Annotated in this window: 17 protein-coding genes; 1 reads left to right on the forward strand and 16 read right to left on the reverse strand. The window is 41.8% G+C overall.

Annotated elements, in window-relative coordinates; all coding sequences use genetic code 11:
• Positions 1 to 11 precede the first annotated feature (11 nt).
• The 10 genes from ndk to trmJ form a co-directional block, all read right to left on the reverse strand.
• Complete coding sequence (gene ndk / locus ABXT41_RS04570) at positions 12 to 437, reverse strand: nucleoside-diphosphate kinase (RefSeq protein ID WP_415390346.1); 426 nt, start codon at positions 435 to 437, stop codon at positions 12 to 14.
• Between the two features lie 290 nt (positions 438 to 727).
• A complete protein-coding gene (iscX, locus tag ABXT41_RS04575) occupies positions 728 to 928 on the reverse strand; it encodes a Fe-S cluster assembly protein IscX (protein WP_415390347.1) in 201 nt (66 codons plus the stop codon).
• A gap of 14 nt (positions 929 to 942) precedes the next feature.
• Positions 943 to 1,281 carry an ISC system 2Fe-2S type ferredoxin gene (gene fdx / locus ABXT41_RS04580; RefSeq protein WP_415390348.1) on the reverse strand — a complete coding sequence of 113 codons (339 nt, stop codon included), beginning with the start codon at positions 1,279 to 1,281 and terminating at the stop codon, positions 943 to 945.
• A gap of 1 nt (position 1,282) precedes the next feature.
• Complete coding sequence (gene hscA, locus ABXT41_RS04585) at positions 1,283 to 3,154, reverse strand: Fe-S protein assembly chaperone HscA (RefSeq protein ID WP_415390349.1); 1,872 nt, start codon at positions 3,152 to 3,154, stop codon at positions 1,283 to 1,285.
• A gap of 24 nt (positions 3,155 to 3,178) precedes the next feature.
• The gene (hscB, locus tag ABXT41_RS04590; RefSeq protein ID WP_415390350.1) at positions 3,179 to 3,709 is read right to left on the reverse strand and encodes a Fe-S protein assembly co-chaperone HscB; all 531 of its coding nucleotides are present in this window, start codon (positions 3,707 to 3,709) and stop codon (positions 3,179 to 3,181) included.
• Positions 3,710 to 3,742: 33 nt separating this feature from the next.
• Positions 3,743 to 4,066, reverse strand: coding sequence for an iron-sulfur cluster assembly protein IscA (gene iscA / locus ABXT41_RS04595; protein WP_415390351.1), 324 nt, complete (start codon positions 4,064 to 4,066; stop codon positions 3,743 to 3,745).
• Between the two features lie 23 nt (positions 4,067 to 4,089).
• Positions 4,090 to 4,485, reverse strand: coding sequence for a Fe-S cluster assembly scaffold IscU (gene iscU / locus ABXT41_RS04600; protein ID WP_415390352.1), 396 nt, complete (start codon positions 4,483 to 4,485; stop codon positions 4,090 to 4,092).
• A gap of 32 nt (positions 4,486 to 4,517) precedes the next feature.
• Entirely contained in the window at positions 4,518 to 5,732 is a 1,215-nt protein-coding gene (locus ABXT41_RS04605; protein WP_415390353.1) for an IscS subfamily cysteine desulfurase, read from the reverse strand.
• Between the two features lie 43 nt (positions 5,733 to 5,775).
• Positions 5,776 to 6,210 carry an Rrf2 family transcriptional regulator gene (locus ABXT41_RS04610; protein WP_415390354.1) on the reverse strand — a complete coding sequence of 145 codons (435 nt, stop codon included), beginning with the start codon at positions 6,208 to 6,210 and terminating at the stop codon, positions 5,776 to 5,778.
• Between the two features lie 130 nt (positions 6,211 to 6,340).
• Positions 6,341 to 7,090 carry a tRNA (cytosine(32)/uridine(32)-2'-O)-methyltransferase TrmJ gene (gene trmJ, locus ABXT41_RS04615; RefSeq protein WP_415390355.1) on the reverse strand — a complete coding sequence of 250 codons (750 nt, stop codon included), beginning with the start codon at positions 7,088 to 7,090 and terminating at the stop codon, positions 6,341 to 6,343.
• 268 nt (positions 7,091 to 7,358) lie between these two features.
• Between trmJ and ABXT41_RS04620 the strand changes: the two genes are divergently transcribed.
• Positions 7,359 to 8,159, forward strand: a complete 801-nt coding sequence (locus ABXT41_RS04620; protein ID WP_415391454.1) for an inositol monophosphatase family protein — start codon at positions 7,359 to 7,361, stop codon at positions 8,157 to 8,159.
• A 4-nt stretch (positions 8,160 to 8,163) separates the two neighbouring features.
• On the opposite strand, the gene ABXT41_RS04625 is transcribed toward ABXT41_RS04620, so the two are convergent.
• From ABXT41_RS04625 to ispD, 6 genes are all read right to left on the reverse strand, one after another.
• Positions 8,164 to 8,880, reverse strand: coding sequence for a peptidoglycan DD-metalloendopeptidase family protein (locus ABXT41_RS04625; RefSeq protein WP_415390356.1), 717 nt, complete (start codon positions 8,878 to 8,880; stop codon positions 8,164 to 8,166).
• A gap of 50 nt (positions 8,881 to 8,930) precedes the next feature.
• Entirely contained in the window at positions 8,931 to 9,872 is a 942-nt protein-coding gene (locus ABXT41_RS04630) for a DUF368 domain-containing protein (RefSeq protein WP_415390357.1), read from the reverse strand.
• 32 nt (positions 9,873 to 9,904) lie between these two features.
• Entirely contained in the window at positions 9,905 to 10,576 is a 672-nt protein-coding gene (locus ABXT41_RS04635; protein WP_415390358.1) for a protein-L-isoaspartate(D-aspartate) O-methyltransferase, read from the reverse strand.
• A gap of 35 nt (positions 10,577 to 10,611) precedes the next feature.
• Complete coding sequence (truD, locus tag ABXT41_RS04640) at positions 10,612 to 11,703, reverse strand: tRNA pseudouridine(13) synthase TruD (protein WP_415390359.1); 1,092 nt, start codon at positions 11,701 to 11,703, stop codon at positions 10,612 to 10,614.
• A gap of 105 nt (positions 11,704 to 11,808) precedes the next feature.
• On the reverse strand, positions 11,809 to 12,276 hold the full coding sequence (gene ispF / locus ABXT41_RS04645; RefSeq protein ID WP_415390360.1) for a 2-C-methyl-D-erythritol 2,4-cyclodiphosphate synthase: 468 nt from the start codon (positions 12,274 to 12,276) through the stop codon (positions 11,809 to 11,811).
• Positions 12,273 to 12,968 carry a 2-C-methyl-D-erythritol 4-phosphate cytidylyltransferase gene (gene ispD / locus ABXT41_RS04650; protein WP_415390361.1) on the reverse strand — a complete coding sequence of 232 codons (696 nt, stop codon included), beginning with the start codon at positions 12,966 to 12,968 and terminating at the stop codon, positions 12,273 to 12,275. Before ispD ends, ispF begins: the two co-directional genes overlap by 4 nt.
• Positions 12,969 to 12,973 lie beyond the last annotated feature (5 nt).

Here is a 12,973-nt window from a genome sequence, read left to right on the forward strand (position 1 = left end):
AACAATAATAGTTAGCGAGAAAAAATTTCATCATCACTAAAAAAGTAAGCTATTTCACGCTGAGCAGAGGCCGTAGAGTCAGACCCATGTACGGCATTTGCATCAATTGAATCAGCAAAATCAGCACGTATAGTCCCTGATTCGGCTTCTTTTGGGTTAGTTGCTCCCATCAAATCACGATTAATAATAATTGCATCATCACCTTCTAGCACTTGAATAACAACAGGGCCGGAAGTCATGAAGTCAACTAAATCAGAGTAAAATGGGCGCTCTTTGTGCTCAGCATAGAACCCGCCTGCTTTATCTTTAGATAGATTTTGCATCTTAGATGCAATAATTTTTAAGCCAGCTTTTTCAAAACGACTGTATATTTCACCAATGACGTTCTTTGTAACTGCATCAGGCTTAATAATAGAAAGTGTGTGCTCAATAGCCATTAATTTCTCTCCGGAAATGTATTTTTAATTAGAATAATCAGTGTCCTTCAATACACCTGACTGCTTGATGACAGGACGAGCAATTTTACCCTTGAATACCTTAGGCCACAAGGAGTTAACTCCCTGACAGGATGAGCATAATGACCATTAAAAAGGAGGATAGCAATATCTGACAACTAAAGGGAAGTAGCACTTGTAAAGGGAAGTAGCACTTGTAAAGGGAAGTAGCACTTGTAAAGGGAAGTAGCACTTGGCGCTATCATTATAATATAGCAGGGTATCAGAAATTTTTATTCCAGCTCTTCAATCCAGGCAGACTGGATTGCTTCAAGAATTTTCTCACCGCAGCGCTCTGGATCATCATTAAAGTCAGGTAATGCTATAACCCAGTTCCGAAGATCTACAAAATTAATATAACGCGGATCAATATCCTCATGAACTTCAGATAGTTCGATTGCAATATCCTGGACATCAGTCCATGTTATTGACATATCATACCCCTTTTTTAATGCTTTTCAGAAACCATATTAATGGTGTATCTTGGTATTTCAACAACTATGTCTTTATCTGCAATGATGGCTTGGCAGCTCAATCTTGAATCAGGCTCTACACCCCATGCTTTATCTAAGAAATCTTCTTCTAATTCATCGGCCTCCATAAGAACATCAAAACCCTCTCTAATATAGACATGACAGGTAGTGCATGCGCAAGACAACTCGCAGGCATGCTCAATATCAATATTGTTTTGGAGGGCAACCTCACAGATATTATCACCAGGCTGAGCCTCTATTACAGCACCTTCAGGGCATAAGTTAGAATCGGGAAGAAATATTATTTTAGGCATTTCAGATCCCCCTCTCCATATCATCAAGACTATGGCCCGCTAAAGCTTTTTTGATGCTAACATTCATCCTTCTTGCAGCAAATTCTTCGCTAGCTTTCGATGCTGCCTCTATCTGATGAGAAATTTCTCGATAGCTCTGACTATCACAAATTTTATCTAGATCACGAACAGTTAACTCTAAGCAACTGTACTCCGTATCACTGAGTAACTCACGACCGTCTTTCTTCAAGGCAGCTAACAAATCCTCACGCATTCTTCTGGCATCAACTTGTTGCTCCCGAAGCGCTCTTGCAAGCATATCTTCTTTTGCGCTCCCATAAGACTCTTGGAGCATTCTGGCAATATCTTTATCATTTAATCCATAAGATGGTTTTACCTCAATACGGGACTCCACACCACTAGCTAGCTCTTTTGCCGAAACGTTAAGCAATCCATCGGCATCTACTTGAAAGCTAACTTGGATTTTAGCCGCTCCAGCCACCAAAGGAGGTATGCCTCTCAGCTCAAAACGGGCTAGAGATCGACAATCAGAAATTAGCTCACGCTCACCCTGCAACACATGAACAGACATCGCGGTTTGGCCATCCTTAAATGTTGTAAACTCTTGAGATTTTATAATAGGGATTGTGGTATTTCGATGAATAATTTTTTCCATCAACCCTCCCATGGTTTCGAGGCCAAGAGACAGGGGTATCACATCAAGAAGTAGCATATCTTCATCAGGCTTATTTCCTACAAGCAGATCAGCCTGTATTGCAGCCCCTAAGGCTACTACTTTATCAGGATCAATGTTTACTAATGGCTCTCGATGGAAGGCATCGGCAACTTTTTGACGAACCAAATGGGTTCTTGTTGAGCCGCCAACCATCACAACATTAGTGATATCTGATGCTTTAAGTTTAGCGTCACGCAAAACTCTCTTGCAGCAGCCTAAAGTTTTATCGACTAGCGGATTTATCAATAAATTAAATTTTTCCCTACTTAATACACCTGTCCATCCCGCTACATTGACTTCAGTGAATATGCTCTCTGATAATTCTTCTTTGGCTATACGAGCAGACATTAATAACTCTCTCTGCAAGGACGGACTAAGATCGTCACTGAAGCCAGCTTTCTCAGAAAACCATTGAGCAACCACTCGATCTATATCGTCGCCACCTAGGGATGAATCACCGCCAGTAGCCAGAACCTGAAAAACTCCTGACGATAACCGCAAAATGGAGACATCAAAAGTGCCTCCACCAAAATCGTAAATTGCGATAATACCTTCTGCTCCCTGATCCAAGCCATAAGCAACAGCAGCAGCAGTGGGCTCATTGAGTAGTCTTAATACTTTTACGCCAGTTAAGGTAGCTGCGTCTTTTGTGGCCTGTCTTTGGGCTTCATCAAAGTAGGCTGGAACTGTCAAAACCACCCCATCCAAAGTGCCACCTAAAGCTTCTTCTGATCGAGACACAAGTACCTTCAATATTTCGGCTGAAGCCTCTACTGGACTAACATCGCCAGCAACAGTCTTAAAATTTGGCATGCCTCCGTCTACTTGAGTTGTAAGCTCATAAGGCATCTGGCTTCCAAGTTTTTTTATATCCTGAATGCCGCGCCCCATAAAACGTTTAACGGAGCTTAACGTGTTTAATGGATCGGTGGATAACTGCAAGTACGCTGCATATCCCACTGTCGATTCCTTTAGGGCGTTGTAACGTACAACAGAAGGAAGCAAATATTGATTATCAGCATCCAGCAGAACCTCTGGAGTCCCACTCCTCACGGAAGCTACCAGAGAATTGGTTGTGCCAAGGTCTATACCAGCAGCTCGTCGACGTTGATGGGGGCTTGGGGATTGCCCAGGCTCCGAAATCTGCAAGAGAACCAAAATATTACCGCTTAAGTTATTTAATTAAAAATCGTCAAGCTCTTCTTCGAGCCGCTCTATCTCATCCAAGAACTTACTTACAAACTGCATCTTTGCTAGGGAGTCAAAAGCGACTTGAAAATCGTTTTTGTTGTATTGCCCCTCAAACATTTCTTGTATTTCTGTATATCTCAAGGAAGCATCTTCCTTGAGCTTCTCCAACGCAACAGATACCTGATCTGTCTCACGTATGTCTGCCAATTTTTCTCTTAACTCTATCTGCTCCATCAAGAACAGGGGATCATGAACAATATGGGTTTCATCAGAAAAATTTATGCTTTGCAGGGATAATAAATATTTTGCACGGAATAATGGAGACTTAAGCTCAGCATATGCTTGGTTAACAAATGACACGTACTGCACAGCTAAACGCTGCTCGTGTAATGATTCCCTCATATAGCGATCGGGATGAAATTTAGATTGCAGCTCATGGTAACGTTTATCTAATAGCACTAAATCAATCTTATAGTTTATAGGGCATCCAAATAGTTCAAAATAGTCACAAGAAAAATTCATAGCTTTCAGTCTGGATAATCCTATAATAGCTAACTACACATGGAAGCTTTCACCACAACCACACTCATCTTTAACATTCGGATTTTTAAACTCAAATCCTTCGTTGAGCCCCTCTTTCACAAAATCTAGCTGAGTTCCGTCAAGAAAAGCAAAACTTTTAGGATCAATAAAAAGTTTTGCCTCGCCACTGGCAACAACTAAGTCACTTTGGTCTGACTTATCTACAAACTCAAGAACGTAAGATAAGCCTGAGCAGCCTGTTGTTTTCACCCCAAGACGTATACCAACACCATGACCTCTGTGCGCCAAATGTTTAACTACGTGCTGTTCAGCAGCCGGTGTCATTGTGATTGCCATTACTCTATATCTCCTCTAACCACTTATTGTTGATCTGCAGAATTACGTTTTTGGCGTACGTCTTTGACGGCTGCCTTAATCGCGTCTTCCGCTAAAACTGAGCAGTGAATTTTAACTGGAGGCAAAGCAAGCTCTTCGGCAATCTGAGTATTTTTGATGATCGAGGCTTCATCTAAGGTTTTTCCCTTAACCCATTCTGTTAACAAAGAACTGGAGGCTATAGCGGAACCACACCCGTAGGTTTTAAATTTGGCATCCTCGATAATTCCATCATCATTTATTTGTATCTGTAATCGCATTACATCACCACAAGCTGGAGCACCTACCATTCCTGTTCCAACATTCATAGATTTATCATCCAATTTTCCGACATTTCTAGGATTATCGTAGTGATCAAGCACTTTATCGCTATAAGCCATAATAAACTCCCTAATTTTAAAACCAGTATTTCCTAGTGTGCAGCCCACTCAACAAGGCTTAGGTCAACACCATCTTTATACATATCCCATAAGGGGGACAGCTCTCTCAGTTTTGTCACTGCTTCACGAACTTTTTGTATGGCGTAATCTACCTCTTTTTCGGTAGTAAAACGCCCAAAAGAAAAGCGAATAGAGCTATGGGCTTGCTCGTCATCTAAACCCAAAGCGCGGAGTACATAAGAAGGCTCAAGGCTCGCTGAAGTGCATGCTGAACCTGAAGAAACAGCCAGATCCTTAAGTGCCATTATCAGGGATTCGCCTTCAACGTAAGAAAAACTAACGTTAAGGTTCCCTGCAACACGCTGCGACATAGAACCATTCACTCGGACAGACTCCATATCAGATATTCCATCCCACAAACGGTTTCTTAGCACTAAAAATTTCTGCTGCTCTTCAATCATTTTTTCTCCGGCAATACGAAAAGCTTCTCCCATACCTACAATTTGATGAGTAGCCAGCGTACCGGAACGCATACCTCTTTCATGGCCACCGCCATGTATCTGTGCCTCAATCCTCACTCTCGGTTTACGCCGAACATATAGCGCCCCTATACCTTTAGGGCCATAAGTTTTATGTGCCGACAATGACATTATGTCAACTTTCATTGCTTCTACGTCAATGGGTACTTTTCCAGTACTCTGAGCTGCGTCTACATGAAAGACTACTTTTCGCTCACGACAAATTTCGCCGATAGCTGCAATATCATTTATTGTTCCAATTTCATTATTCACATGCATCAAGGAAACCAGCGTTGTATCTTCTCTAATAGCATCCTTAACCATTTGGGGCTGAATAATTCCCTCTGCATCAGGAATTAAATAAGTCACCTCAAACCCTTCACGCTCAAGCTGTCTGCAAGCATCAAGAACAGCCTTATGTTCAATTTTTGAGGTAATAACATGCTTGCCTTTCTTTTGATTAAAATGAGCGCAGCCTTTTATTCCAAGATTGTTTCCCTCGGTAGCACCAGAGGTCCAAACAATTTCTCTTGGATCGGCATTGAGTAATTTTGCTACCTGCGCCCTAGCATTCTCAACTGCAGCTTCAGCCTTCCAGCCAAACGAGTGCGATCGAGAGGAAGGGTTTCCAAAATTTCCATCTCCCGTCAAGCAGTCTGACATCATCCTAGCCACACTAGGATCTACTGGAGTTGTTGATGAATAATCTAAGTAGATAGGTAATTTCATTATTTATTTCCTGGTAACCATAAAAAATTATACTAGGATTAAGCTAGCTATTTTGCTGCAAGGTAACAAGCTGGACATCATGCTTATGAACAAGACTATCAAGACTAACATTATGCAAAAAACGGTGTATCTGGATGCTCAGGTCGTTCCACAAATCGTGGGTTAAGCATAAATCGCCTTTATTACAATTACCTTTACCGCTACAACTTGTCGCATCAATGGACTCATTGACTGCATCAATGATCTCTGCAACGTTTATATCTTGAGTATCGCGAGATAGCCTATAACCACCACCAGGGCCTCGTGTGCTTATAACCAGCTTTTGCTGCCGTAGTTTAGCAAATAATTGTTCGAGGTAAGAAAGTGAAATTCCTTGGCGGCTAGAGATATCCGCCAAGCTAACCGACCCATTATCTCGATGCATTGCAAGATCCAACATTGCTGCAACCGCATACCGGCCTCGTGTTGTCAGCCGCATTTAATTACCTCGCATTTTTATTTATTGATACTAAAGTAAAAATATCATGCAAATTATGATATAACCAACCTTTTTAGTCAAGTAAATAACCTATTGTTTTAGTAGGGTACTTGGCATGTAATTAAAAAGATTATTGATTTTTTATCTTATGCGCTGCATTTCTAATAGCCGTCAAGACACCTCGCAATATAGACAGCTCCATTTCATCTAGGCGTATCCTGCTATACAAGCGGCGCAACCTAGTCATGGTCTGACGAGGGTTAGCTCTGTCGTGAAAACCTATATCTACTAAAGCTTGCTCTAGGTGTTCAAAATATAACTCTAGATCATTTGTTTTTGCTGGAGGCTGATCCCATTCATCAAAAGAAGGCACGCAGCCAGCATCATCCATCAAGGAAGCCATACGAATTTCATAACAAAGGACTTGCACAGCAGATGCGATATTTAATGAGCTATATTCTGGATTTGATGGGATATGGACGTGATATGTGCACTTATGGAGCTCCTCGTTAGTTAGGCCTCTGTCCTCACGACCAAAAACAATCGCTACATCGTGTTCGGCAGCTTCCTTCCAAACCCGAACACCACACTCACGAGGATTCATTAGGGGCCAAGGTATACGTCGCTCGCGAGCACTCGTGCCTACCACCAAACCACAACCAGAAAGAGCGGTATCCAGATCATCCACAACAACAGCGTTATTTAAAACATCAAGGGCATTGGCGGCCCTCCAAACAGCCTGGTCTGCTGGGTAGTCTTTTGGCTCTACAAGATATAAACGATATAGCCCCATATTTTTTAAGGCTCGCGCAGCTGCACCTATATTTCCTGGATGACTTGTGTTGACAAGAACGATTCGTACCCTATCAAAGTTTTTCATGTGGTGACCTTCAAGAGCGCAACATCTAAAAAAATTTTCTTATATCAAACAGGGTAGACAGTTAATAACTACACATTTCAAAAAATAGAAAAAACCAATATGTTGCAAAAAAAATGTAACTAAGAAGCCCATATAGGGACTGGAAAAACTAAAAGGATTCTATCAGGAAGGCACAATGAAATCACAACCTTTTCTCAAAGTGAAACCTAACATGAAGCACAAGCCTCTGTTACAATCCTGTCTTTTATCCTTGCTGGAATATCCTAAAATGGAACCAATGGTAAATATTGCACTTCGTGCTGCACGCAAAGCAGGAGATTTAATCCTACGGGCGACAAAACGCATAGATCTAGTACGCATTGACGAAAAAAGTCGCAATGATTTTGTCACAGATATTGACTATGCAGCAGAAAAAGAAATTATCTATCATTTACGTAAAGCCTTTCCCGCTCATACCATAGTGAGCGAAGAGGCTGGACTTTTAGAAGGTGAAGATAGCGACTACCAGTGGATAATTGATCCGCTGGATGGCACTACAAATTTTATTCATGGTGTTCCACACTTTGGGGTATCTATTGCTTGCAAACATAAAGACAAGATAGAGCATGCTGTCATTGTAGATCCAATGCGACAGGAGGAGTTCACTGCAAGTCGCGGGAGAGGTGCTTTTTTGAATGGGAACAGAATTCGGATCTCCAGCCAGCCATTCTTATCTGGAAGCTTAATCGCAACAGGTATCCCTTTTAGCAGCCCATCAATAGAGTATATGGATGCATACCTAGCTTGCCTTAATGATTTAGCAAAAGAATCTTCGGGGATCAGACGACTGGGTGCCGCCTCACTTGATTTGGCCTACGTGGCGGCAGGCAGGTTTGATGCTTTTTGGGAAATGAATTTGAAGCCATGGGATATTGCTGCGGGAGTACTGTTAATCAAAGAGGCTGGGGGCATGGTAGGTGATTTTCATGGCGGCAACACCTATCTAAAAAGTGGCAATATTGTTTGCGCAACACCCAAAGTTTTCAAATCGACCCTTCAGGTAGTTCAGAGGCATTTGGGTCACCTGTAAAAAGTTAAATTTTAGGTAAGTATCTTAATGGATCGACAGGCTTTCCATTTTTTCTAATCTCAAAATATAAACGCTTTGGTTGGACCAAGTCTCCCCCTACTTCTGAAATTTTCTGACCCGCTTTAACAAGCTGTCCTTCTTTTGCAAAAATTTTCTTGTTATGAGCATACGCACTCAGAAAAGTACCACTATGCTTTATAATAATGAGCTTTCCGTAACCACGCAGGCCGCTTCCAGCATAAATCACGAGACCTGGAGCAGCAGCAGCAACTGAAGCTCCAGGGTAGCTCTCTATATCTATACCTTTGAATAATTTAGAGCTATTAAATTTTTTTGATATCTTTCCTTTAGTCGGCCAGTCCCACCTCCAGCTCAAAGAGAGAAGAGGTAACGGTTTATCATTTTTAAGTTTTTGGGTATTGGAGACAGTGGGATGCGTGGTCTTTCGTGGTTCAACCCAGGAGGAGCTCTTGCTGGCAGGATCTCGTCCGCCATCAAGTGATATTTTCTGGCCTATGTATATCTTATCAACGCTGCGAATACCATTTATTGAAGCTAATTTTTTGGCATCAGTTTCATACCTCCAAGCGATAGAAAACAAAGTCTCTCCGCTCGAAACAATATGATAATTTATTTTTTCAGCAAGGGGTTGCGGGCGATAAGCAACGGGAGCAGAGGAGCTATGGCAACCAGCCAAAAAAAGACTGGCACACCAAAACAAGCATTTGAGACCTATTGAAAAGTTATTTGCAGAAATCCAGAGCTGCAACCTTAACCCCCTGGTATTTTGGGTTGTCTACCAAAAAAGTCTAGCGCCATCACAGCAACTAAGCCAAGCATCATGCAGCTAAATGCTGAAAATGATTGAGGATCTTGGCCGGTTGCAGCGAGAAAATCCACCGGTATAAGTAATCTATGGGGCCAAATAAATTCAATACCTGCATAAGTAAGAGTCACCCCTACAGCATCCCTCCATGGCCAGACCACAATCAATGACCCCAATACAAATCCTACAAGAGTCGCCATGGTGACCGAATAATAAGCCCTCAGGAGGGCTGATAGCATTCGCGAAAAAACCAAAAGACCAAATATACAACCTGAGATAAATATCAATAAAACGCTCCATTGCAGTTGGCTAATGGCGCTAATAACAATAGGGTAAATCCCAAGGAGCAATAAGATAAAGCTACCGGAGATACCAGGAAGAATCATTGCGCAGACAGCTATAGCTCCACCCCAAAATAATATAAAAAGATCGTCCGGTACATACATTTTTGGCACAACAGAGATAGCAACTACCACTACCACTCCTACCAACAAACCTATAGATTCTTTATAACAAAAATATGGAAGGTGTCGAATAATATATCCAGCTGATGCAAGGATGAGCCCAAAGAAAAAAGACCATATCAATATAGATTCTGTCGCCAATAAATAATTTATCACATGAGAAAAAGAAACTACGCTAAATAAAATCCCACAAAATAGACTCAACAAGAAATTACCATTCACTTTTTCCCAGAACTTAAAAAAACCTTGGGCTTTTAACACCTTCAATGAATGAAGATTAATAGAGCTGATAGACTCAAGAAGCTCCGTATAGATTCCTGTTATAAGAGCAACAGTTCCCCCAGAAATTCCGGGAACAATATCAGCAGCCCCCATGACCGCTCCCTTCAGAAAAATTAGCAACCAATGTTTAATTTTTTTCATCTTCTTAGCCAAGATTATGGTAACCAAAGAAACTAACTAGAAAGCCCACCAATGAGCGGCACAAAACGGACCTTCTCTGCCACTCTTTCTGTATAATTTAAGCTATCACCGTCCCTTATGATAACTCGCAGTTCTTGCTCATGGCTCGATCCTACAGGAATAATCAAAATACCATCAGGGGCCAACTGAAGAAGTAACTCCTCGGGAACCTCACCGGGTGCCGCAGCACTAAGAATAGCATCATAAGGAGCAAACTCCATCAACCCAAGGGAGCCGTCGCCATGAGTCAACCTGACATTGCGCACCCCAAGTTTTCTTAATCTTTCGCGAGCCCTGTCCTGTAAAGATTTTATGCGCTCAACGCTGTATATTTTTTCCACAAGCTGCGCTAAAACAGTGGCTTGATAGCCAGATCCAGTCCCAATTTCTAAAACTTTTTTACGGGGCCCTAGTGATAGTAAAATTTCTGTCATAAGCGCAACCACATAAGGTCTAGACAGAGTTTGACTAAACCCAATTGGTAATGCGGTATCCTCATAAGCCCTATGAGACAAGGCTTCATCTAAAAATAAATGACGAGGAGTTACTCTAATAACGTCCAGCACCCTCTTGTCTTTAATGCCTTGGTCTGTGAGTCGCTGAATGAGCCGCTCTCTAGTTCTTTGCGAGGTCATTCCAACCCCACTAAAATCAACAGTATTCAACTCGCAGCCCTCATTTTTTTAACGCCTAAACTATATTAGATTGAATCACTCGTTGCTAGCACTGGAATTTCTTCCAGATATGATTTTTTAACATCGAGAAATTCATGTAATAATGAGGTCGCATAGCTACCTGGAGGCAGTGAAAATGATACCTCTAAATCAAACATATCTTCCGAAATTTTGTCATGAGAAAACCATTTCCAGCTAAGCTCTCTAGGGTTTAAGACCAATTGGCGTCGCTCCTGCTGCAAACCACTAAATTCAAGAGCATTCATCCATTCCGTCCACTCTAAAAGCACTTTATTCTCAAATCTACACACTTCCTCAGATTCCATGCACCTGCCGCGACCCCACATTGGACCGGTATCACTAAAGTCTGGAAGTTTGCCAACAGAGCACAGGGCTTTACTGGCTGATTGCCAGCAATTTCTTCTAACCCTCTCTGCCAAAACTAAATTAAACAAGTAAGATCGAGCAGCAGATAAATATATACCTCCTCGGGGTGAATTACGTTTTTTTTGCCCTCTTTTTCTTTCGGCTCCGTACTCTCTTCTTAATAAAGAGTCAGCTTCCATCAAGTTTTTACCGTTAAAACCAAATCGTTGCTCTCCAAAGTAATTTGGTACCCCCTGAGAAGCGATCTGTTTTAGGCGAAAATCCAAAAGATCTTTATCTCCACTGACTTCTCGCAACCTTACTGTAAAGTAGTTTTCTTTGTGCTGCCCTCTTCGAAGCTTTCTGTCATGCCAAGAAGATTTTATTAGTTGAAATCTTGTATCTTCGATTCTTACTACTCCAGGAGCGATTAGCTTTTCATTATCAGGCAAGTGCACGCTAAACCACTGTATGGCAACAGCCCTACGATCCTTCAGACCACAATACCCAACAGCTGACTCGTCAACACAAAAATGTTTTGCAAGCAATTGTGCGATCCAGCGAGTATTATCTCCTCTTTTTTCTATTTGAAGATAAAGGTGCTCTCCTTGCCCAGAGAGAGAAAACCCCAACTTCTCTTCAACACGAAAATCTTCCAGCTCGCTGCGAAAAAAAGCAGCTGCTCCCAAATGACTGTAGGCTGATGGAAAAGATATAGAGAATTTTTTGTTTATAGCGCCCACCTTCGTCATTTAGAATAACCTCCAGCTAGCAAAAACTACCAAGCAGATTGCAATCAAGCAATGCTTCAAAAAAAGTATGAGCACAGGGGCGATATATTTTTTTATCTTATATCTTCAAACAAGCAAGACGATAGCATGACAAGCTATCCCTTCTCCTCGACCCTCAAATCCCAAGCTTTCAGTTGTTGTAGCTTTAACATTAATACGATCAGCATCGCATCTTAAGTCAGACGCAAGATTGCTAACCATTTCATTAATGTGTGGCCCCATCTTAGGGGTTTCAGCAACAACAGTTATGTCAGCGTTTGAAACACGATACCCCTTGTTGCAAACGAGTGTAATTGTGGCTCTCAATAATTCACGGCTATTAATGCCAAAATAACGAGGGTCTGTATCGGGGAAATGTCGTCCAATATCACCAAGTGCGGCGGCGCCAAGAATGGCATCACATAAAGAATGTATCAAGACATCTCCATCTGAGTGAGCCATTAAGCCACACTTAAAAGGAATTCTAACTCCACCAATAACAATATGGTCACCTTCTTCAAATGCATGAACGTCATAGCCCTGTCCTATTCTCATGACCACTCCTGCTGACATAATGCTATAGCTTCAGCAATCACTATATCTTCCCTTCGAGTAATCTTAATATTATCGTGGCTGCCCTCAATAATTCGAGGCATATGCCCCAGATTTTCAATTGCAGCAGATTCATCAGTGGGCTGCCAGTTAGCCCTGGATGCCTGCCTTAAGCCCTCCAGGAGTAGCGAAAAGCGGAACATTTGGGGTGTTTGAGCCTCCCAAAGCCTTGACCGATCTTCTGTTGCCTTTATTTCAGCCTTACTAGTGGCTCTCTTAATCGTTGCAACAACAGGTACAGCAAGAATCCCACCTATCGCATGAGAGCTCAACTGATCCATTAAATTTATAATATCAGCAACTTTAACGCACGGCCTTACACCGTCATGAACCAATACCCAGTCATTCATTTTGGCTTCATCTTTGATATGCTCTAGGGCCAAAAGAACTGAATCTGCCCTTTCTTTGCCGCCAAAAATCACTTCAATAGAAGTATTTTTAAATATAGCCAATTGTCGCCATGCTTTATCTTCAGGGCTCACAGCGACAACTATCTTGATGTGATCTATTGCTAGCAATCTTTTTAGGGTGTATTCAAGCACAGTCATATCAAGAAATTTTGCATACTGTTTGCGAGCTTCTAGGGAGAACCTTTTCCCAGCTCCAGCAGCAGGGACTATTACCCAGCTTTTCATATTTT

The organism is Porticoccus sp. Uisw_050_02 (assembly GCF_047729555.1).
Lineage (GTDB): Bacteria > Pseudomonadota > Gammaproteobacteria > Pseudomonadales > Porticoccaceae > Porticoccus.

Excerpts from the sequence above, each read along its gene's own strand:
- trmJ (WP_415390355.1), bottom strand. The coding sequence starts at position 7,090 with ATGAAAAACTTTGATAGGGTACGAATCGTTCTTGTCAACACAAGTCAT.
- truD (WP_415390359.1), bottom strand. The coding sequence starts at position 11,703 with ATGACGAAGGTGGGCGCTATAAACAAAAAATTCTCTATATCTTTTCCA.
- fdx (WP_415390348.1), bottom strand. The coding sequence starts at position 1,281 with ATGCCTAAAATAATATTTCTTCCCGATTCTAACTTATGCCCTGAAGGT.
- iscU (WP_415390352.1), bottom strand. The coding sequence starts at position 4,485 with ATGGCTTATAGCGATAAAGTGCTTGATCACTACGATAATCCTAGAAAT.
- ABXT41_RS04620 (WP_415391454.1), top strand. The coding sequence starts at position 7,359 with ATGGAACCAATGGTAAATATTGCACTTCGTGCTGCACGCAAAGCAGGA.
- ispD (WP_415390361.1), bottom strand. The coding sequence starts at position 12,968 with ATGAAAAGCTGGGTAATAGTCCCTGCTGCTGGAGCTGGGAAAAGGTTC.
- ispF (WP_415390360.1), bottom strand. The coding sequence starts at position 12,276 with ATGAGAATAGGACAGGGCTATGACGTTCATGCATTTGAAGAAGGTGAC.
- ndk (WP_415390346.1), bottom strand. The coding sequence starts at position 437 with ATGGCTATTGAGCACACACTTTCTATTATTAAGCCTGATGCAGTTACA.
- ABXT41_RS04610 (WP_415390354.1), bottom strand. The coding sequence starts at position 6,210 with ATGCGGCTGACAACACGAGGCCGGTATGCGGTTGCAGCAATGTTGGAT.
- iscX (WP_415390347.1), bottom strand. The coding sequence starts at position 928 with ATGTCAATAACATGGACTGATGTCCAGGATATTGCAATCGAACTATCT.
- hscB (WP_415390350.1), bottom strand. The coding sequence starts at position 3,709 with ATGAATTTTTCTTGTGACTATTTTGAACTATTTGGATGCCCTATAAAC.
- iscA (WP_415390351.1), bottom strand. The coding sequence starts at position 4,066 with ATGGCAATCACAATGACACCGGCTGCTGAACAGCACGTAGTTAAACAT.
- ABXT41_RS04630 (WP_415390357.1), bottom strand. The coding sequence starts at position 9,872 with ATGAAAAAAATTAAACATTGGTTGCTAATTTTTCTGAAGGGAGCGGTC.
- ABXT41_RS04605 (WP_415390353.1), bottom strand. The coding sequence starts at position 5,732 with ATGAAATTACCTATCTACTTAGATTATTCATCAACAACTCCAGTAGAT.